Source organism: uncultured Dubosiella sp., assembly GCF_964018005.1.
GTDB lineage: Bacteria > Bacillota_I > Bacilli_A > Erysipelotrichales > Erysipelotrichaceae > Dubosiella > Dubosiella muris.
Genome location: NZ_CAXHOA010000003.1, coordinates 75,009 through 99,617, shown reverse-complemented (window position 1 = coordinate 99,617; position 24,609 = coordinate 75,009). Strand labels below are relative to the sequence as shown.

At 33.8% G+C, this 24,609-nt stretch carries 25 protein-coding genes; 8 read left to right on the top strand and 17 right to left on the bottom strand.

Going from position 1 to position 24,609, the window contains the following annotated elements:
• Positions 1 to 23 precede the first annotated feature (23 nt).
• The 4 genes from ABNS49_RS03325 to ABNS49_RS03310 all read left to right on the top strand — a co-directional run bounded on the left by ABNS49_RS03325 (position 24) and on the right by ABNS49_RS03310 (position 1,809).
• A complete protein-coding gene (locus tag ABNS49_RS03325) occupies positions 24 to 323 on the top strand; it encodes a transposase (RefSeq protein WP_277820874.1) in 300 nt (99 codons plus the stop codon).
• 8 nt (positions 324 to 331) lie between these two features.
• Positions 332 to 1,210, top strand: coding sequence for an IS3 family transposase (locus ABNS49_RS03320; protein WP_135981388.1), 879 nt, complete (start codon positions 332 to 334; stop codon positions 1,208 to 1,210).
• 77 nt (positions 1,211 to 1,287) lie between these two features.
• Complete coding sequence (locus ABNS49_RS03315; RefSeq protein ID WP_348687880.1) at positions 1,288 to 1,446, top strand: hypothetical protein; 159 nt, start codon at positions 1,288 to 1,290, stop codon at positions 1,444 to 1,446.
• 45 nt (positions 1,447 to 1,491) lie between these two features.
• A complete protein-coding gene (locus ABNS49_RS03310) occupies positions 1,492 to 1,809 on the top strand; it encodes a transposase (RefSeq protein ID WP_348687878.1) in 318 nt (105 codons plus the stop codon).
• Positions 1,810 to 2,156: 347 nt separating this feature from the next.
• On the opposite strand, the gene ABNS49_RS03305 is transcribed toward ABNS49_RS03310, so the two are convergent.
• The 15 genes from ABNS49_RS03305 to ABNS49_RS03235 all read right to left on the bottom strand — a co-directional run bounded on the left by ABNS49_RS03305 (position 2,157) and on the right by ABNS49_RS03235 (position 18,006).
• Positions 2,157 to 2,981 carry an SDR family oxidoreductase gene (locus ABNS49_RS03305; protein WP_348687876.1) on the bottom strand — a complete coding sequence of 275 codons (825 nt, stop codon included), beginning with the start codon at positions 2,979 to 2,981 and terminating at the stop codon, positions 2,157 to 2,159.
• Between the two features lies 1 nt (position 2,982).
• Positions 2,983 to 4,746: a thiamine pyrophosphate-binding protein gene (locus ABNS49_RS03300; RefSeq protein WP_348687874.1), complete on the bottom strand. Its 1,764-nt coding sequence runs from the start codon at positions 4,744 to 4,746 to the stop codon at positions 2,983 to 2,985.
• Positions 4,747 to 4,762: 16 nt separating this feature from the next.
• Positions 4,763 to 6,319 (bottom strand): oligosaccharide flippase family protein, encoded by a 1,557-nt coding sequence (locus ABNS49_RS03295; protein WP_348687872.1) that lies wholly within the window; start codon positions 6,317 to 6,319, stop codon positions 4,763 to 4,765.
• 10 nt (positions 6,320 to 6,329) lie between these two features.
• Positions 6,330 to 7,457 carry a polysaccharide pyruvyl transferase family protein gene (locus tag ABNS49_RS03290; protein ID WP_348687870.1) on the bottom strand — a complete coding sequence of 376 codons (1,128 nt, stop codon included), beginning with the start codon at positions 7,455 to 7,457 and terminating at the stop codon, positions 6,330 to 6,332.
• A gap of 13 nt (positions 7,458 to 7,470) precedes the next feature.
• On the bottom strand, positions 7,471 to 8,625 hold the full coding sequence (locus ABNS49_RS03285) for an O-antigen ligase family protein (protein WP_348687868.1): 1,155 nt from the start codon (positions 8,623 to 8,625) through the stop codon (positions 7,471 to 7,473).
• Positions 8,626 to 8,648: 23 nt separating this feature from the next.
• Positions 8,649 to 9,920 carry a glycosyltransferase gene (locus tag ABNS49_RS03280; RefSeq protein WP_348687866.1) on the bottom strand — a complete coding sequence of 424 codons (1,272 nt, stop codon included), beginning with the start codon at positions 9,918 to 9,920 and terminating at the stop codon, positions 8,649 to 8,651.
• A 73-nt stretch (positions 9,921 to 9,993) separates the two neighbouring features.
• The gene (locus ABNS49_RS03275; protein ID WP_348687864.1) at positions 9,994 to 10,782 is read right to left on the bottom strand and encodes a glycosyltransferase family 2 protein; all 789 of its coding nucleotides are present in this window, start codon (positions 10,780 to 10,782) and stop codon (positions 9,994 to 9,996) included.
• Position 10,783: 1 nt separating this feature from the next.
• Positions 10,784 to 11,326, bottom strand: a complete 543-nt coding sequence (locus ABNS49_RS03270) for an acyltransferase (protein WP_348687862.1) — start codon at positions 11,324 to 11,326, stop codon at positions 10,784 to 10,786.
• A 3-nt stretch (positions 11,327 to 11,329) separates the two neighbouring features.
• The gene (locus tag ABNS49_RS03265) at positions 11,330 to 12,064 is read right to left on the bottom strand and encodes a glycosyltransferase family 2 protein (RefSeq protein WP_348687860.1); all 735 of its coding nucleotides are present in this window, start codon (positions 12,062 to 12,064) and stop codon (positions 11,330 to 11,332) included.
• Between the two features lie 10 nt (positions 12,065 to 12,074).
• On the bottom strand, positions 12,075 to 13,250 hold the full coding sequence (locus ABNS49_RS03260; RefSeq protein WP_348687858.1) for a glycosyltransferase: 1,176 nt from the start codon (positions 13,248 to 13,250) through the stop codon (positions 12,075 to 12,077).
• Positions 13,251 to 13,312: 62 nt separating this feature from the next.
• Positions 13,313 to 14,506, bottom strand: a complete 1,194-nt coding sequence (locus ABNS49_RS03255; RefSeq protein ID WP_289117312.1) for a glycosyltransferase — start codon at positions 14,504 to 14,506, stop codon at positions 13,313 to 13,315.
• A gap of 4 nt (positions 14,507 to 14,510) precedes the next feature.
• A complete protein-coding gene (locus ABNS49_RS03250; protein WP_289116839.1) occupies positions 14,511 to 15,278 on the bottom strand; it encodes a WecB/TagA/CpsF family glycosyltransferase in 768 nt (255 codons plus the stop codon).
• 615 nt (positions 15,279 to 15,893) lie between these two features.
• On the bottom strand, positions 15,894 to 16,367 hold the full coding sequence (locus ABNS49_RS03245) for a hypothetical protein (RefSeq protein WP_289116841.1): 474 nt from the start codon (positions 16,365 to 16,367) through the stop codon (positions 15,894 to 15,896).
• Positions 16,307 to 16,582 (bottom strand): hypothetical protein, encoded by a 276-nt coding sequence (locus ABNS49_RS03240; RefSeq protein ID WP_289116842.1) that lies wholly within the window; start codon positions 16,580 to 16,582, stop codon positions 16,307 to 16,309. The genes ABNS49_RS03245 and ABNS49_RS03240 overlap by 61 nt, the downstream gene beginning before the upstream one ends.
• Before the next feature lie 2 nt (positions 16,583 to 16,584).
• The gene (locus ABNS49_RS03235; protein WP_289116844.1) at positions 16,585 to 18,006 is read right to left on the bottom strand and encodes a HEPN domain-containing protein; all 1,422 of its coding nucleotides are present in this window, start codon (positions 18,004 to 18,006) and stop codon (positions 16,585 to 16,587) included.
• Between the two features lie 383 nt (positions 18,007 to 18,389).
• Between ABNS49_RS03235 and ABNS49_RS03230 the strand changes: the two genes are divergently transcribed.
• Together ABNS49_RS03230 and ABNS49_RS03225 are read left to right on the top strand one after the other, a co-directional pair.
• Positions 18,390 to 19,040: a TNT domain-containing protein gene (locus tag ABNS49_RS03230; protein WP_289116846.1), complete on the top strand. Its 651-nt coding sequence runs from the start codon at positions 18,390 to 18,392 to the stop codon at positions 19,038 to 19,040.
• Complete coding sequence (locus ABNS49_RS03225; protein WP_289116847.1) at positions 19,015 to 19,668, top strand: hypothetical protein; 654 nt, start codon at positions 19,015 to 19,017, stop codon at positions 19,666 to 19,668. Before ABNS49_RS03230 ends, ABNS49_RS03225 begins: the two co-directional genes overlap by 26 nt.
• Before the next feature lie 189 nt (positions 19,669 to 19,857).
• Here ABNS49_RS03225 and ABNS49_RS03220 read toward each other — a convergent pair whose 3' ends face one another.
• Both ABNS49_RS03220 and ABNS49_RS03215 read right to left on the bottom strand, forming a co-directional pair.
• A complete protein-coding gene (locus ABNS49_RS03220; RefSeq protein ID WP_289114033.1) occupies positions 19,858 to 20,886 on the bottom strand; it encodes a hypothetical protein in 1,029 nt (342 codons plus the stop codon).
• A complete protein-coding gene (locus ABNS49_RS03215; protein ID WP_289108285.1) occupies positions 20,870 to 21,346 on the bottom strand; it encodes a type II toxin-antitoxin system antitoxin SocA domain-containing protein in 477 nt (158 codons plus the stop codon). Before ABNS49_RS03215 ends, ABNS49_RS03220 begins: the two co-directional genes overlap by 17 nt.
• Positions 21,347 to 22,240: 894 nt before the next feature.
• Between ABNS49_RS03215 and ABNS49_RS03210 the strand changes: the two genes are divergently transcribed.
• Positions 22,241 to 23,869, top strand: coding sequence for a hypothetical protein (locus ABNS49_RS03210; RefSeq protein ID WP_288343482.1), 1,629 nt, complete (start codon positions 22,241 to 22,243; stop codon positions 23,867 to 23,869).
• Complete coding sequence (locus ABNS49_RS03205; protein ID WP_288343480.1) at positions 23,827 to 24,609, top strand: hypothetical protein; 783 nt, start codon at positions 23,827 to 23,829, stop codon at positions 24,607 to 24,609. The genes ABNS49_RS03210 and ABNS49_RS03205 overlap by 43 nt, the downstream gene beginning before the upstream one ends.

Here is a 24,609-nt window from a genome sequence, read left to right as displayed (position 1 = left end):
TCTACGAAAGGAAGCAAAGATCTATGGCAAACAAGAAAAAACAATTTACAGCCGAATTTAAACAGAACGCGGTGGATTATGTCTACGCGCATCCTGACATGACCGTCCAGCAATGCGCCGATCATTTGGAAGTCGGAAAAAGCACCTTGGCCCGTTGGAAACGCGAAGCCAAAGCCAACCCAAACCACGAAGTTCCATTTGTAGGATCCGGTCATTATTCTTCAGAAGCCGAAAAAGAAAACATACGGCTTCAAAGAGAATTGCGTGACACGCAGGAGGCTTTGAAAATCCTAAAAAAAGCCATCAGCATTCTGGGAAATTAACACAAGTCATCTATGAACTTGTCACACTGGAACACAACGCCGGAGTTCGCTTCTCCGTGTCCAGAGTGCTGCATCTTTTAAAGCTCTCCACCTCCGGGTATTACGATTTTCTAAAAAGAGAACCAAGCCAACAGGCGCTTCATAAAGAAGAAGTGAAAAAACAGATCAAAGATATTTATGAAGAGAGTCACCAGAACTATGGAGCACCCAAGATTGCAAAAGTTCTCGAAAAACAAGGGATCGTGATCTCACCGCGTACTGTCGGGCTGTATATGCGCGAGATGGACATACAGGCTCAATGGGTCAAAAAAGGCGTAAAAACAACCGTGGACAGCTGTTTCCATACCGAGTTGAAAAACGAATTGCAGAGACAATTCTCACCAGAAAAGCCGAATGCGGTATGGTGTAGCGACATCACCTACATCCGAACGAGATTGTCCGGATTCGTGTATCTGACATGCGTCATGGATCTCTATTCCCGGAAGATCATCGCGTGGAAATTGTCAAAAACGTTGGAAGTGACCGAAGTGCTGGAATGCATCGAAATGGCGAAAACTGTACGTCACATCGACCAGCCGCTCATCATCCATACAGACCGCGGGATCCACTATACATGCGAATTGTATCAACAAATGACCAGGGGGATGAAGCGGAGTTATTCGCAAAAAGGCACGCCGTACGACAACGCGTGTATCGAGTCGTTTCATTCATTGATCAAGCGAGAATGGCTAGGACGATGCGAGATCCAAAACTATCGGCATGCGTCCCGTCTCGTGTGGGAATACATCGAAGGCTGGTACAACACGATCCGGATCCACAGTCATTGCGAATACCAATCGCCCAATGACTATGAAATGGAATGGCACAAGCAAGAACGTAAGAAGTAGCGTGAAAAGAGAAAAAATTCTGAAGCACTCTTTACAGCGGGCTTTCCCCTGATAAGCTAGGGAGGCCATCGAACCCAATGTATACGATCAAGAAATTGGGTGATGGCAAAGAAAGTGGTTCAGGGGAAAAAGGGACCCGGTGTCAAGAGAGGAAGCGGAAGAAATTTTTCGAGTCAGACTACCAAGCGCGCAGTCAGGAAATAAAAAAAATCTATTTATTTTATCCGTTTTCTTGACATAGGACCACCTTTGAAAAAATCGCTCAATTTCTAGAGGTCCATATGCATGAAATCGCACTCTCATTCACGACATTGACAGTGTCGAGAAAAAGCGAAGATGAATCCGAAAAGTATTATGCCAGGCTCTCAAACGGTCCAATGGAGTCATTCAACCGAAAGCCAAAGGACTACAAACGAAACGCGAGAGGTGCTTCCAACTTTGATTATACACGCAACCGCATCCTATGGTCTGAAAGAAAGGATCCAGCGATACGAGCGGTTCCAAAACCAATGGAACAGGTGCATAGTTATTCACTGCGCAAAAAGACGCAGAAGCACAGGAGCAAGACTTACAACAAGAAAGACAAAATGGAAAAATAGGATTACCATCTAAAGTCTCTAAACGATCTTAGAGCTTGCCTAAACATCGAAAAAGAAGTCGGAAAACAATCCGGCTTCTTTACGTTTTTTTACACTTTGGGGGTCAACTTCTTTTTTTACGAAAGTGGCTTAGACCCCAAAATTGCCCCCAAAATTTCTTGGGAAACCCCTAAAGATTTTGGTTGCCCCACTTAGGATATCGAGTGATTTGGAGGTCAGGAAGACGCGGTTAGATTTCCCGCTTACAGAATAAATTCAATCTCCGAAAAAAGAAAGCGAATTTATTCTGCTTCAATTCTAAGATAATCAAGGCTAATAAACTGACACGCTACATATGTTCTAAAAAATTATCTATCTATGCATATTGTTCCTGATCCTCCTGTAACATAAAATGAGTCTCCAACTATATAATTTCCCATATCACTTACCATTAAAACAGCCCAATTTGCAATTTCTTCTGGAGTGGCTACTCTTCCAGTAGGATTCCCACTCCATTTTAAAGAAGACGTATTGGTCATGTTAAGCATACTAGTAGCAGTTGGCCCAGGAGCCAAACAATTTACAACGATTCCAAATTTAATCATTTCTTCTGCCATTCCGAGAGTAATTGTCCGAACACCATTTTTTGATATTTCATAAGGTGTTTTTCCGTGTTTTAAAGCGGATGCTGAACTAATGTTTAAAATATGTCCAGCAATCTGATTTTTTTTAAAATATTTACCAAATGTTTGACTTAGAAAATACATCCCTTTAAGATTAACATTCATTACCTCATCCCATTCTAATGGTGTAACATCCCAAAAATTAGATGAACCATGGATTCCGGAACAATTTACTAAAATATCTATCTTAGAACAAAATTCAGGAATAATAGAAAAAATCACTTCATCAAAATTTTCTGGATTATCTAAGTTTAATACAACATAATGAGCATTCGAGCCTAATTTCTTACAAGCCGCTTTTAATTTCTCCTTATTTCTCCCAGAAATTATAATATCGGCTCCATTTGCAATAAAACGCTCTGCAATTGCAAATCCGATTCCACCAGCCCCACCAGATATAAATGCAGTTTTCCCTTTTAAAAAACTTCCTTCCATAACGGGAATTTTAATCGGATAAAGTTTTTCAACTCTAACCTTAGATATGATCCTTTTTATTATTTTCTTAATCATTTTATTCTTCCTTTAAAATATTTAATATTTTCTTGGCTTTTTCTTTTTGTTTTTGAGAGAGAAATCCAGCCAATATTTTTTTTGTCTTTTCCTTATTACTCGTTCTATCCTTCCTATATCTATCATATAGTTCATTGGTATATTCTGCATCTCTTTCCATATCAGTAAAAATTTCCAAAAATAGGGGCTTGTCAGATGGTTCTCCAAATCGTTTAATAATATTATCAAACTCTTCTTTTGTAGAAGCTGAATAATAATCATACCCTAACGATTTAATCCAACCAGCTGCACTATTGTCATGTTCTGCGCAAATATATTTATTTAAAGTGGAGATATTCTTTTTCCCCATAAAGAAATGAAATTCTGATCCACCCCCATTATTAAGTAAAATAATCCTGACATTTGAATGAATACTTCTTAGTCCAGCTGCATTCATATCATAAAAAAAGCTTAAATCGCCAATTAATAGGAAAGAAAGCTTATTTGGAGAAGCGGAAGCTTGTCCCACAAATGTAGAAAAGCATCCATCAATTCCTAACCCCCCTACATTGCTATAGTTTCTAACATTTTTTGCTAATGAAAAAAACTGCATAATTCGCGTACTATTAAGAATTGCAGTATGTAGAATTGAATCTGCTGGAATTATTTTTGCTAAAGATTGAGCTACATAAAAATTAGAAAAATCAAATTCTGGTAATTTAATAGAATTAATTTCTTTTTCCCAACAACCAAAATAAGAATGTCCATTACACTCTGAATCCATTTTTATTTTTGCTAAGCTTTCAAAAAATCTCGATGAAGAAATTTCGAATATAGTAGTTAACGCTTTATAGGCATCACGAACTTTACCATCTTCTGATACTAGCCAATTATCAATTTTTTTATAGTTATTTCTTAAAAACGGCTTGAGATTATAAGCTGCTAGATTATTCCCTAAGGAAATAACTATATCTGGAAGCAAATGAGAAAGCTTAGATTGTGAGTACATTTCAGTGATTGGATAACTATTTATCACTCCCTTACAATCTAGATTAGAAAGATTCTCGACTGCAAAGATACAATTATATTTTTCATAAAATGAATTCATATTTTGAATATCTAAATCGGAAAAATTAACATTCTGTCCTACAACAACCATAATTTTCTTATTTTTTAACTCATGACTAATATTTTCCCATATAGGATTGTCCACAATAGAAATTTTTCTCTCTTTAGGTAATTTTAAACAGTTATAAAAATTAGTGGGGCCAATAATAGGAATATTAATTTGGACTGGTCCCCATCCATGATGTGTTAACTCTAACAAAGCTTCATTTACCAATCTATTACAAAGCCATTCATCCTCTAAGCCACGAATCCATGGAAGATCAACACTTTTTTTTATAACGTCTGTGAAAATATTAGTTTGATTAATTTTCTGTATTTCAAGTTGACCCTGAAAATATGGGTTTTTATCCGCTGTAATTGCTAATACAGGGACGTTCTGATAATAAGCTTCAGTAATTCCAGGAACATAATTACAAACAGCCGTACCAGAAGTACATATACACGCAACAGGTTTATTTTTCTCTTGAGCAACTCCCATAGCAAAATAGGCTGCACTTCTTTCATCTACAACAGAATAACAAGTAAAAAAATCATCCATTTCTACAGAATGAATCAATGGGATATCACTTCCTCCGGGTGAAAGAATAACATCGCAAATTTCATATTCTTTTAAAAGAGCAATTAATATTTGTACACTTCTTATATCACTATATGCCATATTTTTTTCCTTTCTTTTATATAATTTTTTTAATAACAGGTATTTTATTCAACCTATTGTTTGTCATTTTATTAACAAGACACATTGCTTCTTTAAATATTCTTCTATCTTTATAAATCAAAAAATAAATAGTATTTGGAATAATTGTACATATAACTATTTTCAACAGAAAAGTAAGTATCCCATTATCTTGGATTAGACCACAAATTAGAAAATTTAAAAAGCTAATTCCAATCCATATCAAAGCATAAGAAATAATATCATAAACAAAAAAAGTAGATTTTCTATGGAAAACTTCCGAGAATATATTATGAATCAACCACGGCATACCTACAAATAACATACTAATTACAGTTGATAAAACTACACCATATAATCCCCAAAAATTAACAAGCAATAAATTTAAAACCAGGTTGATCATCGCAGTGATTAACGGTCTGTATCGATCTGCATGCCAAATTCCTGACGCATCTTTATATAAACAAAGCATTTGATTAGTTATTAAAATATACGTGTAAATACAAATGCAGCAAACGACACCGATCGGAAGCAGATTACTATCTCCAACCCAAATTTTCATAAAAGGCTGATAAAGAGAAAATAAACAACAAACGCAAAAACCAGCTAACCATTCTGTCAAAAATGCAATCTTTTTTAAATCTTTATAATTTTTTTCAGGAGTCTCTGTTACAAGACTATTTCCAATTCCTGCTAAACAAGAATTAAAAATAACAATAAGAAACCCAAAAATCGAATTCATAATATAATAATAATTGTTATATTTAGCGAGTATTGTTAATCCCAAAAAAGCTGATATGACAATTGAATCAACCGAGTTTTGAATTACCCCTCCTATTTTAGAGGTAAATAAGTCCATAATTCTCCCATTTATTTGTCTCTGTTCATTTTTATCTATTTTGCCTCCTTTTTTATATTCTGGATATATCTTATCTACTATAATAGCAGTAACAATATTATTTATTGCTTGCCCAAATGGAAGAACTAGTAAATAAGCGTAATAGTTCTTGATAAAAACAATTGTTGCTAATTGTAAGATATACATAATGGTATTAGTTACCAGCATAATTTTACTTATTATATCATTTCTCTGATGAGCGATTAAGGCACTGCTTTTATAGGCAAATAACCAATATGAAATCACTGTATATCCTAAATTAATCCAATAAAGAACATATATATTCAAAGGGACTTTAGAATTTGAAGCAATTAATCTAGGTACAATAGGCGTAATCGCTAGCCCAACAACTGCAATTATAAACCCTATTATCTTATAATACTCTTTATAAAGATTCATAAGTTGAGCAATTTTAACTTGATCATCCTCAGCTATAGGTTTATACATACTATAAACCATCGCTGTTCCAACCCCAAGTTCTGTAAGATTCAGAACTTGGAGAATAGATGCAAATAAACTATTTAAACCAACATACTCCATTCCAAGGCTATATATCATTGCTGTTCTTATAATAAAAGGGCATATAATTTGATATACTTTTAAAATAGATCCAAAAAATATATTTCTTGATGTGTTTTTTGTTCTCTCAAATTTCATACGCTACCTATTAAATATTTTCTATCCAATTTTCAATAATTTCTTTTAATTTTGCATAATATTTTTCATCAAAATAACTATTTAACTTTTTATATTTGCATTTATTTATCATTTTTTCGGCAACTTTTGGAACATCTTTTATATTATCCACATAACATATATTTTCTTTGTATACTTCTTTAAACCAATCTACTCCAGTTACCACTTTATGATCATTTGATTTGATAACAATTACAGGGGTTCCCGCTATTAATGAAAATATAGTTCCATGATATCTATCAGTTATAATTAATTCATATTTCATATACTCATGAATCAAATCCATAACACTCTCAGAAATAATATCTTTTAATTTTGAAAAATCACAAGCAATTGTCGTATCTGATCTTGAAACATCTCCTATTTTTTTTAATTCCTTACAGAGAAAATCTATAGCCCTCTCATTATAATACTTCTCACTATCATCTCGACAACATAGTAATATTCCATCTCTTAAATCCTTCGGTAAAACTTCAATCTTTCCAATCATACTTGTCACAATATCTGGATAAGAAAGCGCTTTATTATTTGGAAAAATTCGCTTTGCATTGTTAAAAGAAACTTCATCCCTACAAAGAAGAAGTAAGTTATTATTTTTAGCATATATATCAGCTGTTCTTTTTTCATTTTTTTTATTTTTGAAATAAATAGTTTGTGGCATCATAATTATAGGAGTATCTTTAATTATCTCTACTACCGATCTATGAACATAATCATGAGTTCCTCCTAAATCTTGTGTACAATATCCACTCTGAAAGAAAATAAGGTCACCCTTTTTTCTTTTTTTTATCAATTCAATAAACTCTTTTTCCGCATTACAAATAGTTAGCGCTGAAATGTCATGAATGACATAGCCTGAATAATATTGACAAAGCCATTGTTTTATTTTCCAATATTGCGCCAAATCTCCTAAATTGGTATGAGTTGGTATATCTAAAAACCAAATGTTTTTTTCACTAATTCTTACTTCTTCTTTTCTGATATTTTTTTTTGCTCTTTCCCTAAAATATACTTTTTGCGTTTTCATATAAATTGGCTTAAAGAAAAGTTCAAAAAATTTATTTGATGCCACTTTTTTTCTTATTGTATATAAATTCATCTTACCTACCTTTTCAACTATATATAGAATTAGATGATCGTCCATATAACCCTAAAGCAATTGCGCAAATCATCCAATAATAATTACTCACTAGCACGCCTGATACAATTCCACTTATCATAAACCCTATAAAAAGAGAATAAATCAGCATAGTATCTTTATCATATTTATTAAATAGCACCTTCAAAATCATATATAAAACAAATAAATATGCAACAAGACCAACTACTCCAGATTCAAACATAACAATTCCTAAAGAATTATGCGCGCTATTCCATCCCAGCTGAATTGAACTTAACGCATCACTTACCACTGTATTATTATAGCCGAATCCCCAAATCGGAGATTTATCATATAAACTTGGTAAATAGGAATACAACTGTGACCTACCGGTAATCGAAATATCTTTTTTCAAAAAAACCGTAATCAGCCACACTATTAATGGGATTTTTTGGTATATTTGAAAGACAATGATCACATTAAGAATCAATGTCACTCCCATAACTTTTACTGGAGAAAATACTTTGCTCAATAAATTCTTATTCTTTCGCAAAAGAAATTGCATCATTCCTATAAAACACCAGGTAACCATTCCTTGCCCGCTATGGTAAAACACAGTTATAAGAATTGAGATTAATAAAAGAATAACGCTTAAAATTCTCGGTTTTCCATTATAAAGATAATCCCCAAGCAAAAGTAACGTTATAAGTAGAGCTAAACATTGAACCGTCTGTGCTCTACTACCTACAAAAAATTCTATTCCTAGTTCTTCAATGTTTGAAGCACCAATATAAGGTATAGAAAAAGCTATAGTTCCCATAATATAAATGATAGCAACTATTTTTATATCATCAAAAAATAATTTCCAATCTTTACGATTTAAAGACATAAAAAATACAAACATTGATAATATATATAATGAATGTTCTATCGTATATATAAGATCATTGATATGTACATATTTTTTGTAATTTATTAATTCAGATATACATAATAAAATAATATAAGCAATAACTAATAATATTTTTTTATTCTTTAATAGTTTAAAATGGGGAATGATAATAAATATCTCTATTATCGACCTAACAACATAGATTGTCTTAATATCTCCAGGAATAAAAGCGAATATGCGATAAGCCGGAAGCCATAAAAAAATTAAAATTAGCATTAAAATTTTCCTCTTGCTTATTGTCATTTCACACCTTCTTCATTTATTTTCTTTACCTTTTTTTTATAGTGTTTCAAGTACTTTTCACCTATAATTTTATAATTAAATCTCTCATTGACTAGTTTTAAACAAATAGATGATAAATCTTTTTTATTTTTTGAGCAAAATTGGATACCTTCTGCTAAGTCTTCTGAATCATATAAACGAGCTAAATAGCCATTTTTTTGATGCTCTATCAAGTCTGGCATTCCACCAATATTAAATGCCACGACTGGAGTTCCACAAGCTAGAGACTCCATTACGGTATTTGATAAATTTTCCTGAATTGAAGGAGCAATAAATACATCTGCAGCAGAGTAAATCATAGCTAAGTCATCATCATTATTTATTACCCCTATATTTGTATATTCCATGTTTACAGGTAATAAAAAATCATTTTTCCCTCCAAAAACAATTATATGATACTCTTTTTTGTTTTCGACAAATTCTAATGCTTTTAGCAAATATCCATATCCTTTACGCTTATCAGAAAATGCAGACATGGCACCAAATAAAATTATTTTTTTGCCCATTGGAATCATGTATCTCTGATAAACCCTCGAAAAATCTCTTCTTGGATAAAATATCTTTAAATCAATAGGATTTGGTATAGTTTCAACTAGACAATTTTTAGAAATTATACTTTCATTTGCACACCCAGATATCCAATTACTGCAACCTACAAATGACACATTTTCCTTTAAAGCGTCTTTTTTCTTCCTAAACAGAGAAGTTATATATGTTTGCGCTTGATTATTGTTTTCTATATAGTGACAATGAGTACATCCTCTTTTATATTCATCACACCCATTACTGTAATAGCATCCTGCCGTGAATGCATACATATCATGTAATGTCCAAACAATCCTCTTTCCTGTTTTTTCTCCTAATCTCTTTATCCCATTATATGAAAGCATACCATCATTAACCCAATGGATATTAATTATATCTGCGCTCTTCATTAATTTATTTTTTAATATATTAACTCCTATTTTACTTTCATAAATGTTTCCGATAATATTATATTTTTTTAGTTTAGAAACACTGGCCATATATATTATTTTATGAAAAAATATTTGCATATTCGATTTATAAAAACTATTTATATTTGGCTCTTCTTTTCTTTTAAAAAGAATTAATATTTTAGAATCTACACCTATATTATTTAAAGCCCAATTTATCCTTTTTGCCGCTCTATAGGCCCCTCCTTCATTTGTAGCTATAAGATGAACTACTTTAAGTCTTTTATTTTCCATAATTTCTCCTTTTATTTAGAATATAAAAAGCACTTATTGATTTCTATAAACAAAAAAATAAAAATTTATTCTTCTATATTTTTTTATGAAATAACTTTTCTAATCCTATTTTTTTTGTAAATAGCCACATTTTATCATGCATTTTAAAATACATTCTTATTAACTTTGCCTTTCTAGAACTAAAACCATTTAAAACAGAAATATTCATGTTCTCCTCTGCAGTTTTATCATAATTAATTTGATTCGTTCCTCCTTCTCTATAGCAAGCAAGAGGATAATCAATATATTTAAAATCTGCTTTTTTAGTATAAAATCTCAATAATAATTCTCTATCCATACACATTCTAAACATTTCATTATATAGACCATATTTATTATAAGCTTTTTTAGTGATAAAAGTTGCTGGATGATAAATTGACATCCCCATAAATAAACTTCTTTCATTCTTTGAAAATTTAGGAATAGCTATGTATTCATCTTTATTTTCATTACTAAAAATAATACAGTTTCCATAGTAAACATCAGTTTTTTCATCGTATTTTTCATAGATAGCATTTAAGGCATTCTTATTTAACTTATCATCTGAATTAATTATCCCAATTATTTCTCCTGTAGTATTTATTATGCCTTTATTAAAGGCATCACTAATACCATTATCTTTGCCTGAACTCCATCGATATTCAATTCCTTTATCTATAAATTTTTTTTCATAACTCTTAATTATATTCAAAGTTGAATCCGTAGATCCTCCATCAACAATTACATATTCTAATGGTCGATATAGTTGTCCTAATATAGATTCGAAAGTATCTATTATAGTTTTTGAAGAATTATATGTAATTGTCACTATCGATATTTTCACTTTATTCCTCCCCCTGCTTTTTTACCAGTTTAGCAGGTATGCCAGCGTAAGTACCAGATATAGTTAAATTTCCAATCACAACTGAATTTGCAGCAACCACTATACGGTCTCCTATTCTACTTCCAGGAGTTATAACTACGTTAGCACAAATCCAGCAATCTGATCCTATTTCTACTTTTTTATACTCATAACCTTGATTACAAATCAGTTTTTTTAAATCATCATGTTTATGGTTATGATCCACAATCACAACATTAGGTCCAAACAAACAATTATTCCCAATTTCTATCTGATCCATTGAAATTATCCTTACATTTGAATTAAAGTAACAATTATCACCTATATTCAAACCTCGTCCTGTGGAGACAAGAGCACAATAATCAGATATCCATGTTTTATCACCTAGATATATTTTTGATTTGTTTTTCACAATTATTTTACTTCCTGTCCCTAAGTATCCCTTTAATCCTTTGGTATATAATTTTCTAAAATTCAAAATTCTAAGAAAATTATATTTAAAAAATCCAAAAATTTTTTCTATCATTATTTACACCTTGCATTTAATCCATCGCCTTAAATATTTCAATCTTTGCATTAATGATTTTTTGTTAAGTATCCCATTGGAATATTTAATATTTATATCTTCTTTATATGTTTTCCATTCATTTTCATTGCTTATCCCTCCTTCATAAAACCTTGAAAAGTAATAGTTTACTTTTTTAAAAGTTTTATTTGAAAGATACATCCTTAGAAAACTATCATAATCTGCAGCTATTTGATATTGAAGATTAAATGAGAATTCTTTTTGGACATCCTTTTTAATAAATGCAGATTGAGGAATAAAAGGAAGATGTCTATATATTGTATCTATAGATAATGCTTTTCTTTTATTTTCAATCCCATTTTTATCAACAAATATTGAGTCTCCATAAAGTATATCGATATCAGAACCTAAATTGTTTTTTGCAACTATAACTGCATCCTCAGAAATAAATTCATCATCCGCATTTAAATAAACCAACCATTCTCCTTGTGCGATTTGCGCCGCTTTATTCATCGCATCATATAATCCTTTATCCTCCTCACTTATCCAATTAAATCTTATTCCAGAATCTATAAAATTTCTTTCCCATTTTTTTATAATCTCAATTGTAGAATCTTGAGAGTCACCATCTATTACTAGATATTCAAAATCTTTATCATTTTGTAAAATAACTGACTTAAATGTTCTTTCAATGGTTTTCTCTGCATTAAAGCACACTGTTATAACTGTTAATTGCATAGATTTCTCCTTACTCAAACCAACTAATCCATTTTCCAATCTGACAATAGTCTTTCTTTTCTAATTCTGCAGAGTACTTCTCCCTTATCATAGGATTTTCAATCAACTTTTTTATCCTAGAATAAATATCATTTACATTAACATTTGAGATTTCTCCATTAAAGCCGTCTATAATTTGTTCTCTAGCACCAGAAACATCCGTAGTAATAATCGGTTTATTAAAAAGTTTAGCTTCTGTTACAGTTGTCACATACCCTTCGTGTCGAGAACATTGGACATAAATATCACAGTATTTAAAATATGGGTAAGGGTTCATCCTATTACCTAATAAAAAAAAGCAATCCGTTAATCCATATTTCTTTACATCGTTGCTGATACACTTTTTTAATGTTCCCTCTCCTAATACATACCACTTAAATTTAAATCCATCATCTTTAAGTTTTTTGCATACTTGGATTGCAAGATCATATCCTTTTTGTTCTTCCAAACGTCCAACAGTTAAAATTTTAATACAGTCAACTTTTTTATATTCGTCGGGGTAAGTTTCATTTCCTTTTTTGATAATTTGGTCTGTTGGTACAATGTTCAATGCTACTTGGGTTTTTGTTGCATACTCTGGAATAGCTTCTATAAATTCCCTTTTTAATTGCTGTGATACCGCAAAAAACTGGTCCACACATTTTAAATATTCCTTTAGAGCACTAATTTCATATTTAGTCGTCCGAAAATCATTATGTATCCAAGTATATTTTTTTCTGGCTTCTACTCTTTGCGATAAATACCAAGCCAAAAAAGGAGAATGCATGTGAAAGTTAACGGCAATATCATATTTTCTATTTAATTGAGGTATTTCTTCTAAATTTACATTTAACTCAGCAAATGGAGTTTTGTTAAGTTTATGTTTAATAGAAAATTCTAAAGCTTTTAAATATTCTCTTTTTTTCATGCAGTCCCGGACTGTTATTTTAGTCCCTCCAACTGGAATCGAGTTTCTCAAATCTTCTTTCATCGGAATCTCAAAGAAATTAATTTCATCCGGTACTTTTTCAACAAATTCCCCTTTTTTTACTATAGAATATATTGTCACTTCGTGCCCCATCATTATTAACTTATTCCCTAAAGATATTAAAGCATTTTCGACTCCACCACATAGCATCCATTGTGTAAAAAAAGCTATTTTTTTCATTCAATTTACCTCTATTCTAAAAAGACTGATAATTGTTTTATTTTAGTCAAAACATCATATGCTCATACAGAATCATATATTTGCTTAAGGATTTCATAATTTTCTTCTCCGCTATATTTTTCCATAAACTGTTCATAAATTTTTTTAAAATCAAGAGGTTGGTGCATAGCTTTTTTTACCCCAGCTACTATCCCTTCTACAGAATCAAACTGAAATTTATATCCCGTTACTCCATCCTCCACTAAATTGTTTACATTTCCAAGATTAGAGCATAAAACGGGTGTCCCTACAGAAAAGGCTTCGATAATAGTCATAGGAAACCCCTCATACCATTGCGTTGGAAGAATCAGACCTTTAACATTAGCTATCATCTTTTTAACCACATCATTTGAAATATGGCCTTTTAGAATTATGCTTTTAATTTTATATTTCTCTATAAAATCTTTACACCATTTTTCTTCGGGCCCAGTTCCACAAACTATAAGTTTAGGAGGCCTTTTTTCTTCCCTTTCCAAATCTCTCCACGCATTAAATAAAAGCTTAATTCCTTTTAATTCATCAAGGCGGCCCACAAAAATAAATTCATCGCTCCGTCTGATATTTATTTTTTCATTCAATTTATCACTAATAAAATTAGGTTTTACAAAAACGTTCTGATATTTTATTTGATTCAACTCAAGTAATTTTTCCTTATTAAAATCCGTCAAACAAATATAATTGATTTTTCCGTAAATACCTGTCATCCTATGAAAAATTGTACTAGTCACACATGCTAACGTCTGAATCCTACTTCCTCGATAACAACGGTGCTTTAATGCGCATTTTAAACCGTGTTCTACGCAATCTTCACAAATATGGCTATCCCTATAAAAAGTTGCTCCAGGACAAAGTAACCGAAAGTTGTGAATAGTCTGGATTAGTGGCACTTTCATGCTTCTTGCGGCATAATAAACTGCTGGACTTACTAGATTAAGTGTGTTATGAACATGAACAATCTCTATATTTTCTTCTCTTATCAATTTCCTTATATCTCTATATGTCTTTGGATTAAATACCGTTGTGATCGGAAGAAAAATCTTCTGAATTTTTTTCATTTGCTTTAGTTCCATATTATCGCGACTATATAAACACACTTTATGTCCATGCTTTTCCAACATCTTCATTTCATTCGCTACAACTGTATCTTCACCGCCAGGAATTTGATAATAATTATGTACAATTAAAATATTCTGTTTTCTTTTAATGTCCACAGTCATTACCTCACTTTCCTTTTATCATCGCATTCCATATAAACTTTGTGTTAGTGGTCAAATACCTTTTAAACAACCTTTTAGGATCCTGTATTAAACGATACATCCATTCCAGATTATGTTTCTGCATCCATATAGGTGCACGTTTAATGTTTTCTGCGTAATAATCAAAACCTGCTCCTACCCCAAGCATCAGTCCGTCAATTTTTCCTTGGTGCGCCGCCATCCACATTTCCTGTTTTGGAGCGCCAAGGCCCACCCAGACAAAATCCGGCTTAGCATCATTAATACTTATTGTAATTGCTTTATCTTCCTCTTTTGTCATTGGTCTAAAGGGGGGGCTATACATTCCAACTATTTGAATTCCCGGATAATTACTCATAAGATTCTGATTTAGCAATCTCAAAGTTTCTTCTGTACTGCCATAAAAATAATGGCGATATCCATTCTTCACAGATATTTTGAATATCTCTCCCATTAAACTTGGACCTGTTGTGCGCTCCATATTCTTATAACCACGTTTCTGACCAACAGTAGAAAGAGGTCCACCATCTGGAATTGCCATTAACCCGCCATTTTGAATCGCACAATAAGTCGCATCTTCATGACTTGTTACGGTTGTATGGACATTCGAGACACATATATAGTCTCCTTTTATTTCTGAAATATTTTTCTCGAGATAGCTCACCAACCATTCCATATTAATTGCTGCAATATTAACCCCCATGATATTACAAGTTGGAATGAGTATTTTATTAACCTTTCTCTTATATTCCATTGCGCACACCTTTTCCTTTTTCCCCTTATATGGTAGAGCTCATATCGAGCTGATCAAATTATATAAAACAATATTTTCAATATTCATGATATAGATTTCTCTTAAATATTCGCTTATCATCTCAATCTTGTGAACACTCTGCCACATTTTAATAATAATTATTGTACTGAATCATATTCATTCTTTGATTTAGCGATTCCTTTTGACCTGATTAATTATGATATAATATATTTGAAAAAACACTTTATCACTCGTCAATAATAGCATACCTTACAAAAACCTCAACATAAAATTGCAAGATTGTGGGAGAAACGTGATTTTTTTAGGCAAATCATTTCAAAAAGTTATGTGATACTGATATAATTTTCGGCTTTTATTTTTTATCTAGGCTTTTACACAAAAAAATTATTTTATGTGTTGATTATTTTTATTTTTTTGTTCAATAGTGATAAGTATAATGGTAACGCAAATGCTTAATGAATCCATTTGTAAAAAACGTACCAGCTGATTGATTTAGATGGCACATTTTTTGATTATAAATTAATTTTTTATTCCTTTTAGCTTCCCATATTATCAAAAACTCTCCTTAAGTAATAAGATTTCAATTGATTTTCTCTATTCTCCCACAAAAGAAAAAGAAGCTTCTGCTAGATTTTCTGTGTCTACAACCTGTGCTTGTTCGAATTTATCTAAATTTAGAAAATGATCTTCCGGCATTTGATCAAAATACAGAATCCTATATTCGTGTTGATACTTTAAATCCGGATTCTTAAATAAAAATCTTCTTACATCTCCTTTATTAAAATTTTCTATTTCTTCAGCATTCGGTTCGCGGTAGATGCAAGGAGCCAAATAATAATTGTCTTCAGGAAATTTATTTTTGAATTTTTCAGCTAATTCATTTTCCCACATAACTACACAATAATCGCCAAAATTCTCTACTATTTCTTTCCATTCATCTGAGAATAGAGGCAGCTTATAATCTATTTTCCATTTACCGTCACCTATTTCCTCTATGCCTGTTATATCTAGTTCATCTGCAAAAACGCCAAAAAAGCAACATAGAGAAACTTTTTCATCATTATCCATTTTCGCCCATATCGCTTCCTGGGCATCTCCTTGTCCTTTTTTCCTTTCTCTTTTTCTAATTTTCTAAAATGTTTGATGTCATTTAAGTAGAATTTTCCGTTCAAGATGTCATCGGCATACTGTTTTTTTTCGCAAAATTTATATATAATTATTGGTTCTTTTTTGGTATTATCTTTTGAATTATCCTTAATACTTTGTTTTTCTTCTTTAACCATTTCTAATCCTCCTCGACCCTTTTTGTATCACTAAAATCATATTCACTTAGCAACACCGGATTGAATAGTTGATTAATTGAACTTATAATTTGTTCATCTGAGAATCCAAAACTACGAAGTTGCATGCAATACACCATATATTCTAAAATTATAACTGCTGGTAAAGCTTCTTCTTTAAATTCTTTGTCAATATTTCCGTGTGCAAAATTATTCCGTTGATGAGCAATTTCTTCTCCAATTTCGACAAAATCAAAGTTATTTGTTTTTAATCGCAAAGCCATCCCCTCACAATATCTTCCAAGAACATTTTCATAATCCTTTCCAACACGTTCTATTTTACTCTGCAAACTTTCTTGATGATCACTCTTTATTTCGTTTATGAACTTTTTATACCACTTCTTTTCTCTTCCCATGGAATTCTTCTTTAATTTTTCCAATTCGTTTATAGCTGCTTCATTCGCCTGTTTTCTCTCTTCACTTTGCATATTCTGATTTGAATAGATTCTCTTATAAGTCCATTCAAACGCTGAGGTAATTAATACAAATTTCCCTTCTGTAATCAAATGGCTATCTTGATACGACTCCGAAATATGGATATTGTATAAGTTTCCATCTGCAATTTCCTGTAAAATTTCCCCTTCATGTCCTTCAAACTCTTTAATTGAAATACAACGATTTTTTTCCAAAGGAAAAGTCTCAATTGGATAGTTGCTTTTTTCAAATCTAAATTCTCCAATTTTGCCACTTTTTTTCTTATATATGATTCCCTTCATTTCAATTTTATTAAAATGAATATTGCGTCGATACCATAAAAATTGAAGAAATTCTTTTCCAAATCGACATAATTTCTGAATCATCCTGTAATCATTCGTTTCTTCAAACTTAAAACGAAGGAATGAATTTATCATAATTGGTTGCTTTGTAGGATTATAAGCTTTTGTAATTTCCATTCCAAAGAATACCTCTACTGTTTGATTGTCCACTTTAAAAGTGGTTTTTTTTGTATTTAATTCAGAAAATTTTTTTAATGTGAACTCCCATTGATTATCATCACTTCTCATTGATTTTTCGATTGTATTGTATGGGGGATACATACAATTTATTTCTGGTCCATAGAATGAAATCCCACATATGCTTGACTGACGATTATTTAATATTATATATTCAGTGACACTAAAATGATATTCATCTTGTTTAAAATCCTCTTCGTTTTCCGGAAAATCTTCTACATAAAATACAATAGTTTTTCCGGACCGATCATATCCCACAATAACTTTTGAATGAATTTTTTCTAAAATATTTCCAACTATTTTTATAGGAAAGTATTTATTCTTTGCTTCTAAACGATAAAGACTAAGATCGCCATCTTCTTTGATAAATAAATACTCTACCTCCCATAATTTCATATTTCCAATAAACGCCATATTTCAAATCCCTTCTTTCATTAGTATTCTTATTCTACCACATAAAATAGTCTTTTTTTCTATCCTACCGAATAAGAAATTTAGCTAATCATTTTTGCATACCATAATGAAACCATAAAATGAATGAGTAATTATTAAACAAATCATAGATGATTATCTGTTAGCCCAAGTCTCTTTTATACAACTAATCCTTTCTCTCTCATCTCATAAAGTGCAAATGATCCGATAAAAAACAATATATATCTTTTGATAAAATACCCCTAGATTTTTTCACTTCAATTCTAAGATAATCAAAGAAAATGAACTAACGTACTCTATGAATTTATTCTTCTCTCTTTTTACTTTTTTAAGGTAAAATGAAGTTAATAAGCGAGGGATATGAAATGAAGAAAAATGAAATTAGAAATGATTTAAAAACAGCTGCAGGTATATGCAATGCCAACCAAGAAAAGATAGAAAAAGACATTCCCCATAGTCGTCACAATGACAAAGGAGAGCTAATTTCAGGCGAGAAACAATTATCAGATTTGAAATACTCAAAAAACTATTTCACTGGAAAAAGAAAAAATAATGATCCAAGTTACTCATGGCTTCCGCCGTGTTCAGATGGAGACGGCTTTTTTATAAAATGTAAAAAAGAAAAAATCGATTATGGGCGCTGTTTTCGTCGCTTACCTTGCAAAGAAACAGAAAGTGAGCTTATTTCACGTCAAGCGTGTAAATTAGAAATAGGAGCCCTTATCGCTCGTTATGGACATCCTTCTGGACAATATGCTTCTCCATATGGTACACCTTACGAGCAACTTTCTCTTCCTTATCTTCAAGAGACGATGGAATATCATGTTTATAAAGTAATCAAGCCTATTACTGTGGAATGTGAAATCGGTACTAGTGCACCAGCTTTTGGACAACCAGGCTTTGGAATTCAATTTTATTTTTCAAATGAAAATGGGTTAAGGCAGTATCTTGGTCTTTACGGAAAAGAAAAATATTTGGAGGAAATCAACTATGAACTATTGCGAATTACCCATTGAATTAATAGAAGGGTTACCAGAGGCAGAATCTGGAATTTTAGAAATTTTTCAAGAACTTACTGCTCAATATGGATTTCAACAAGATGAAATTTCCTACCAAAATCCTCGAGAAGATTCTTTTTGTCTAAAAAAAGATAGCAATGAAAAGTGGGTGCTCTTTTATTATGAAAGAGGACAGAGGCATAATCAGATAATACTTTCTTCAGCACTTGAAGGATGTTTTGAAATTCTTGATCGTACTATTATTAACCAAAATGCTTTAGAAACGATTAAAAGTGTTTTTACGACCGTTATTTTACTCGAAAAAAAAGAATTAGGTATTCGTCTTCCGAATTATATTACAAAATATTTAATAAAACACGGCAGAGAAGGATATAGATACATAAAAATTAAATATAAAAGTTTAGCCCCTTATCCTCTTCTGGGACAACTAAAAAATCAAATCTGCAGTTCAAAAGCGCGATTAGCAAAAGAAAATCCACCTTCTTCCCAGGTTCATCCCCCTTATGGAGGTCATATTAACCGCTTAAATCGGGGTGGTACTACTTGTATTAGAGGCTATAGTAATTTTTCCTATCGAATAAAGAAAAAAAAGAAAAAATTGCAAAAAAAAGCAAAAGCCAAGTAATAGTTTTCATCATGAGACTTAATTAAGTACCTATAGTCATTCTGGAAATTTATACATTTATAGTTTTTCCTTCTGCCATAATCCCAGAATGTGATTCGAAAATAGAATCACGTTTAGAAAAGGGCGTTCACGCGTGAGAATCTCTTCCCACCGATGAACGCCTTGTTTTATTGGTTTCATCCATATCCTTTAATTTTGGATTTTACCAGAAACCAATGTTTGCGAATGATTTTTATTTAAGTTTGTGATCCAATTATATTCGTCTTCTCCATAACAAATGAAGAAAATTATACCTGCAATAACAAGTCCAATGAGCGCCTTCCTTAAACTTTTTGGCATTCCATCTTGAGACCTTATGATATCTTTACCGACGAGCCGGGCAATCAGCACAACGAAACAATATAAGGCGCATAGAATCACTATCCCGATTAAACACGCGCTACATAGCATCGCGAATAACGGTACTTCCTTTAATTTTGAATAGTCAAATAGCCCATTCATCAAAGACATTCCGCCAAACATGACAAAGGCGATGGCGACAAATATACTTACAATACTGATGAGTTGGGTATAAATTTCTTTTTGCGCCTTATCTAAATCTTTTTTTGCTTCTTTAAGTTCTGTTTTAATATTCTCCACTTCTTTTTTCGAGTTTTCTAGATCCTCTTCCGCTTTATTGAGTTCCTCTCTAAAAGCGTTCAAATCATCCATTATTTTGTTTACTTCCTTGGTCACGGCTGAATTTATTTCGGATTCTACCATTTCTGTTATTTTTTCATTCGAAGTATAAAAAAACTCATATTGGTCCTGAACCAGATTGATGTGGTCCCAAACTTTAAGAATGACTTTTTGTGTTTCAGTTTTCACGCCATTGGATGAATTTTTTGAAAACTCTAGCAGATGATCTATATTTTCTGTAATGTGTTCGAAAGTTGCAAAAAAGCCATCCAATTTCAATTCATTACAACATTTATTAGATAAAAAAGAAGTGATTTCCGAATACAGCAACCGGCCATATAATCCAAGATATCCTTCCAGTTTACCAATCCACACTATCTCGAAACCTTCTGGTGTTGGATTTTGATCCAGGTTTTCCAACAATTCACGCATCGCGTTTTTCGCGTTTTGTGTTTTCCATGCACTGGGATTCTTCTTTTCTTCTTTTTGAACCAAATTCCGAAAACCTTCGATCACATTCTGCCTATTCTTGTTTTCCATACGTCTCATTAAAATAAGAATCGATGCTTTCAAATGAAATCAAATTGTCGGTTTTTTTTGGATCGTACGCGTTTTGCCAAGGCGATTGCTCATGGGTCATGTTTACTAGATCGGATGCCGAGCAGTCTTTTAAAATCAACGCGATATCATGGATAAAGCCCTTGTCTTCTTCTTCCAAACTTCGGATTTCCTTTCGTTCTAAATAGGCTTGTGAAAACGCTGGAATACTATTCGCCCCAAACATTCGAAATTCTCTGTACACGGCGCGCACGACCGGTCCATATTGCCACGCTTCAAATTCATCCTTAAACAGCGCTTCATGATCGGGCACACTATACAATCCTTGAAAAAAATACAAAAGTTTTTGCAGTTTCAAATTGGAAACTACGCTTTTTTCCTTGTTCAAAAAATTGATGGCTTCATAAGCCACATCTAACGCCGAATACTTCCCTTCTTTCATTCTATCTACCTCCTTCTATTTCCTTTTCAATTCCATTATCGCACATTTCATCTCCTCCCGTTTTCCTGATAACTTTCATTGAATCCTAATTTATAGAAAGTAATTGTATATTAGGTATTTTCTTGCTCTTCGTCAATACAATTTTCCTTTTTCGCCTTTATTTTGGCATGGATTGTGTTATTTTGGACCTTATAACCTAATGCTAGTAAAGAAAAATTTTCGGAAAATCCAATTATTTCATAATTTCTTTTCTTATTTCTCTCCCACAACCCAAGTCATATATCAAAGCAGGAAGCCAGGTTGTGTGCTTTTTCTTATTTGCTATCATCTGAGCCAATGGGATACCGGCTTGCTCCGGGAAAACTTCGTATATGAAAAATTCCACTAAACAACGTGGATTGGAAAATCAAGCCATTTTTTTATTCAAAATTTCAAATACCACTCATTTTTTATAAATAATAGCAAAAAAATGAAAAAAAGATGTTTTTTATTCTTTCCAATGATTTCAATTACAAGACAATTATAACGAGCTGAATGTGAAGGAATATACCAACTCGATGTACATAGGGATAAAAATTCCCTTTCTTTTTTTACCTTTCTAAAGTATACTAAAAGCACGATTGAGGTGTATGTTTTCGGACTGCACTGGGGGAGGCACTCTGTGGCTCTCTTTTTTTTATTCACATTTTTTATAGAGAAATCTGATTAGCCTTAAAGAAATCCTTCCTGACAAAAAGAGAAAAAAATCAATCAAATCCCTTTTTCACTTTTATTCTGTGTTTTTTCTTCCAACCCCTGTTTTCTCAATCTGTTTTATCAAATAATTCTGTATTTTTGGTTGTGATGTTCCATTTTCTATGGTATAATTCATTCACACGAAGAAAGGAGAACATCATGTCAAACAACTACGAACTACAGGTTTGCGAGGACTCGTACTCGGTCATTGTCGACGAAGTGCAATACTTCCTGTCGCAGGAAAACGGAAACGAGCTTCCTTTGATTCAAAACCAAAAACAATCTCTTTTGATGAAAATCAATTTGGAGGAGATGCTGAAAAACCTTCTCAACTGCACCAAGCTGCTGGACGTCGTGTATTGTTCGGTAGCCGGGATCGGCACACTGCCCGGACGGGTCAGCCAGCTCCAAACTTCCCTGCTCCAGACGGTCAGCGACAGCGAGTTGACAATGAACTCGTTTGTCCGCTCGACATCGAAAGTCCTGTCCGATTTAAGCGAGGTGTATCCATGTCTGGGCGATGGCGACTATCAAAGCGCGGTGTCGATTCTTCAGTCCGTCAAAAACGTCGCGAAAGCGATGGAAAACGCGGCCATTGAAATTCGGGACGCCTTCCAGGCGCGCTGCGACGAGACGGCTTCCATTTTGCAAGACGCCTTCCACAGCAATCAGGAATTTCTCGACCACCGCGACCAAACGACCGAGGAACTCGCGGAAATGAACGCGGAACTCGAAGCGCTCGAAGTGTTAAAAACGATTTTGGAAACCCAAGTCGAAACGATGAACGAGGAATACAAGGCGCTTGAAAAGAAAGAGGAACAAGCGGCGGACCGGGCGTTTGGACTGGAACTGACCGGCGCGATTTTGGGTGGCATCGGCGAACTCGTCACCACGGTGCTCCCAATCAAAGATCTTGTGGGTGGCATCACCCCGGAGCCGAGCCCCGAAGCGACATCCACGCCGGATCCGGTCGATGATTCCCAAATCGCCCAAAACGAGGAAGTGCGAAAATCAAAGCAGAAAAAAGACAATTTAGAAACACGGAAAAAACAACTCGATCAGGACATCGAAGCGCTCAAAAAAGAGCTAAGCGATCCAGCCATCGCCGATTTGGAAAAAAAGCGCCAGACGCTCAAAGAAAAGGAAGCGGAGCGTGAACAGCTCGAGCAGGACATTAAAACGCAGGAAAAGACGATTGAAAAAGTGTCGGGCGCCCTCAAAGCGGCCGGAAGCAGTTTCACCACCGCCGCCTCCCACGAGCAAACCTCGGTCGAAGCGTACAACAAACGACTGGAGGAACTCGCCCGCCTGCGTCACGAAATGGCACAGCAGGACGCGGAAAACAAGGCGAAGATCGCCAAATACAAAGCGAAAATCGCGTCGTCCATCGACCACAAAAAAGATTTGGACTTGACGATCCAGTCGCTGACGATGGCCATTGGCAGCATGCGCCGCATCGTCACGATCCTGAACGAAACGATCTTGTTTTGGAAAGGCGTCGTGGTATGCTGCGAGACGTTGGCCGACTCCGAGCTGGTCGCCAAAATCGAGGAAGCTGAACAAACCGAATCGAAAACGGAAAACCGGTTTTACGAAAAACGATTGTTTATTAAGCCGTTCCTGCTGTATTTCATTCAATGGCAGGCGCTGCGCCTCATTTCCAACGAATATGTCGACAGCATGGACACGGTACGAAAAAGCCTGGCCGAAGCCATGGCGGAAAAAGAAGGGACGCGTGAGGAACAATGGAACAAAGCCGCGGCGAAAGCGCAAACTTTGGACGTCTGATCGAACAGCGTCTTGCCGAGCTCAACCTCTACTTGCAAGACGCCCGCAACGACGCCGGCGCGTTTGAAATCGACATCGCGAAAATCAAGCTGGATATTTGGATGAAAGAAGCCAAAACGAAAAAAGAGCTCGCGGAACACGAAGTCGCGGCGTATGGCGCGCTCAAAAGCGATTTGCTCGATTTGGAAAGCCAGCTGTACGACAAAATGGAAACGGGCGAAAAAGCAAGCGACGAGCTGTCCGCCCGGCTCGCGCAGCTCTCAAGCCGCCTTGATTCGTTTGAAAAAGAGACGAACGATTTGAACACGGAAATCCAATCGCTGCAAGACCAATACAACGAAGCGCGGAAAAAACGCGAAAAAGCAAGTACGTGGTACTATATGATCATTCCCGGCTACAACTTGTATTTGGCGCTGGACGCGGAAATCAACGCGAGCGACGAACGCCTGCAAGCGCTCAAACACCGGTTGGAAAACCGGGAACACGCGCGACAGGCGCTGCTGGACGAGGTGCGGCAAACGCGGCAGGCGTTTTTAAACAGCCAGGACGAGTCGTCCAAATACGCCAGCGCCATCGCGGAATTGAAAAAGACGCTACTCGAGATAACGGATAAAATTTCGGAAAGCAAAAAATCGCTCGTCGCGTGGAACGAGCTGTACATCCAATATGGAACGATGAAGCAGGAGCTAGAAATCAACGGAACGCTTCCACCTTGTTTTCTAAAACAAATCACCATTTAA

Coding starts and splice junctions, on each gene's coding strand:
- ABNS49_RS03325 (WP_277820874.1), top strand. CDS start 24: ATGGCAAACAAGAAAAAACAATTTACAGCCGAATTTAAACAGAACGCG.
- ABNS49_RS03315 (WP_348687880.1), top strand. CDS start 1,288: ATGTATACGATCAAGAAATTGGGTGATGGCAAAGAAAGTGGTTCAGGG.
- ABNS49_RS03310 (WP_348687878.1), top strand. CDS start 1,492: ATGCATGAAATCGCACTCTCATTCACGACATTGACAGTGTCGAGAAAA.
- ABNS49_RS03305 (WP_348687876.1), bottom strand. CDS start 2,981: ATGATTAAGAAAATAATAAAAAGGATCATATCTAAGGTTAGAGTTGAA.
- ABNS49_RS03300 (WP_348687874.1), bottom strand. CDS start 4,746: ATGGCATATAGTGATATAAGAAGTGTACAAATATTAATTGCTCTTTTA.
- ABNS49_RS03295 (WP_348687872.1), bottom strand. CDS start 6,319: ATGAAATTTGAGAGAACAAAAAACACATCAAGAAATATATTTTTTGGA.
- ABNS49_RS03290 (WP_348687870.1), bottom strand. CDS start 7,457: ATGAATTTATATACAATAAGAAAAAAAGTGGCATCAAATAAATTTTTT.
- ABNS49_RS03285 (WP_348687868.1), bottom strand. CDS start 8,625: ATGCTAATTTTAATTTTTTTATGGCTTCCGGCTTATCGCATATTCGCT.
- ABNS49_RS03280 (WP_348687866.1), bottom strand. CDS start 9,920: ATGGAAAATAAAAGACTTAAAGTAGTTCATCTTATAGCTACAAATGAA.
- ABNS49_RS03270 (WP_348687862.1), bottom strand. CDS start 11,326: ATGATAGAAAAAATTTTTGGATTTTTTAAATATAATTTTCTTAGAATT.
- ABNS49_RS03265 (WP_348687860.1), bottom strand. CDS start 12,064: ATGCAATTAACAGTTATAACAGTGTGCTTTAATGCAGAGAAAACCATT.
- ABNS49_RS03260 (WP_348687858.1), bottom strand. CDS start 13,250: ATGAAAAAAATAGCTTTTTTTACACAATGGATGCTATGTGGTGGAGTC.
- ABNS49_RS03255 (WP_289117312.1), bottom strand. CDS start 14,506: ATGACTGTGGACATTAAAAGAAAACAGAATATTTTAATTGTACATAAT.
- ABNS49_RS03250 (WP_289116839.1), bottom strand. CDS start 15,278: ATGGAATATAAGAGAAAGGTTAATAAAATACTCATTCCAACTTGTAAT.
- ABNS49_RS03245 (WP_289116841.1), bottom strand. CDS start 16,367: ATGGATAATGATGAAAAAGTTTCTCTATGTTGCTTTTTTGGCGTTTTT.
- ABNS49_RS03240 (WP_289116842.1), bottom strand. CDS start 16,582: ATGGTTAAAGAAGAAAAACAAAGTATTAAGGATAATTCAAAAGATAAT.
- ABNS49_RS03235 (WP_289116844.1), bottom strand. CDS start 18,006: ATGGCGTTTATTGGAAATATGAAATTATGGGAGGTAGAGTATTTATTT.
- ABNS49_RS03230 (WP_289116846.1), top strand. CDS start 18,390: ATGAAGAAAAATGAAATTAGAAATGATTTAAAAACAGCTGCAGGTATA.
- ABNS49_RS03225 (WP_289116847.1), top strand. CDS start 19,015: ATGAACTATTGCGAATTACCCATTGAATTAATAGAAGGGTTACCAGAG.
- ABNS49_RS03220 (WP_289114033.1), bottom strand. CDS start 20,886: ATGGAAAACAAGAATAGGCAGAATGTGATCGAAGGTTTTCGGAATTTG.
- ABNS49_RS03215 (WP_289108285.1), bottom strand. CDS start 21,346: ATGAAAGAAGGGAAGTATTCGGCGTTAGATGTGGCTTATGAAGCCATC.
- ABNS49_RS03210 (WP_288343482.1), top strand. CDS start 22,241: ATGTCAAACAACTACGAACTACAGGTTTGCGAGGACTCGTACTCGGTC.
- ABNS49_RS03205 (WP_288343480.1), top strand. CDS start 23,827: ATGGAACAAAGCCGCGGCGAAAGCGCAAACTTTGGACGTCTGATCGAA.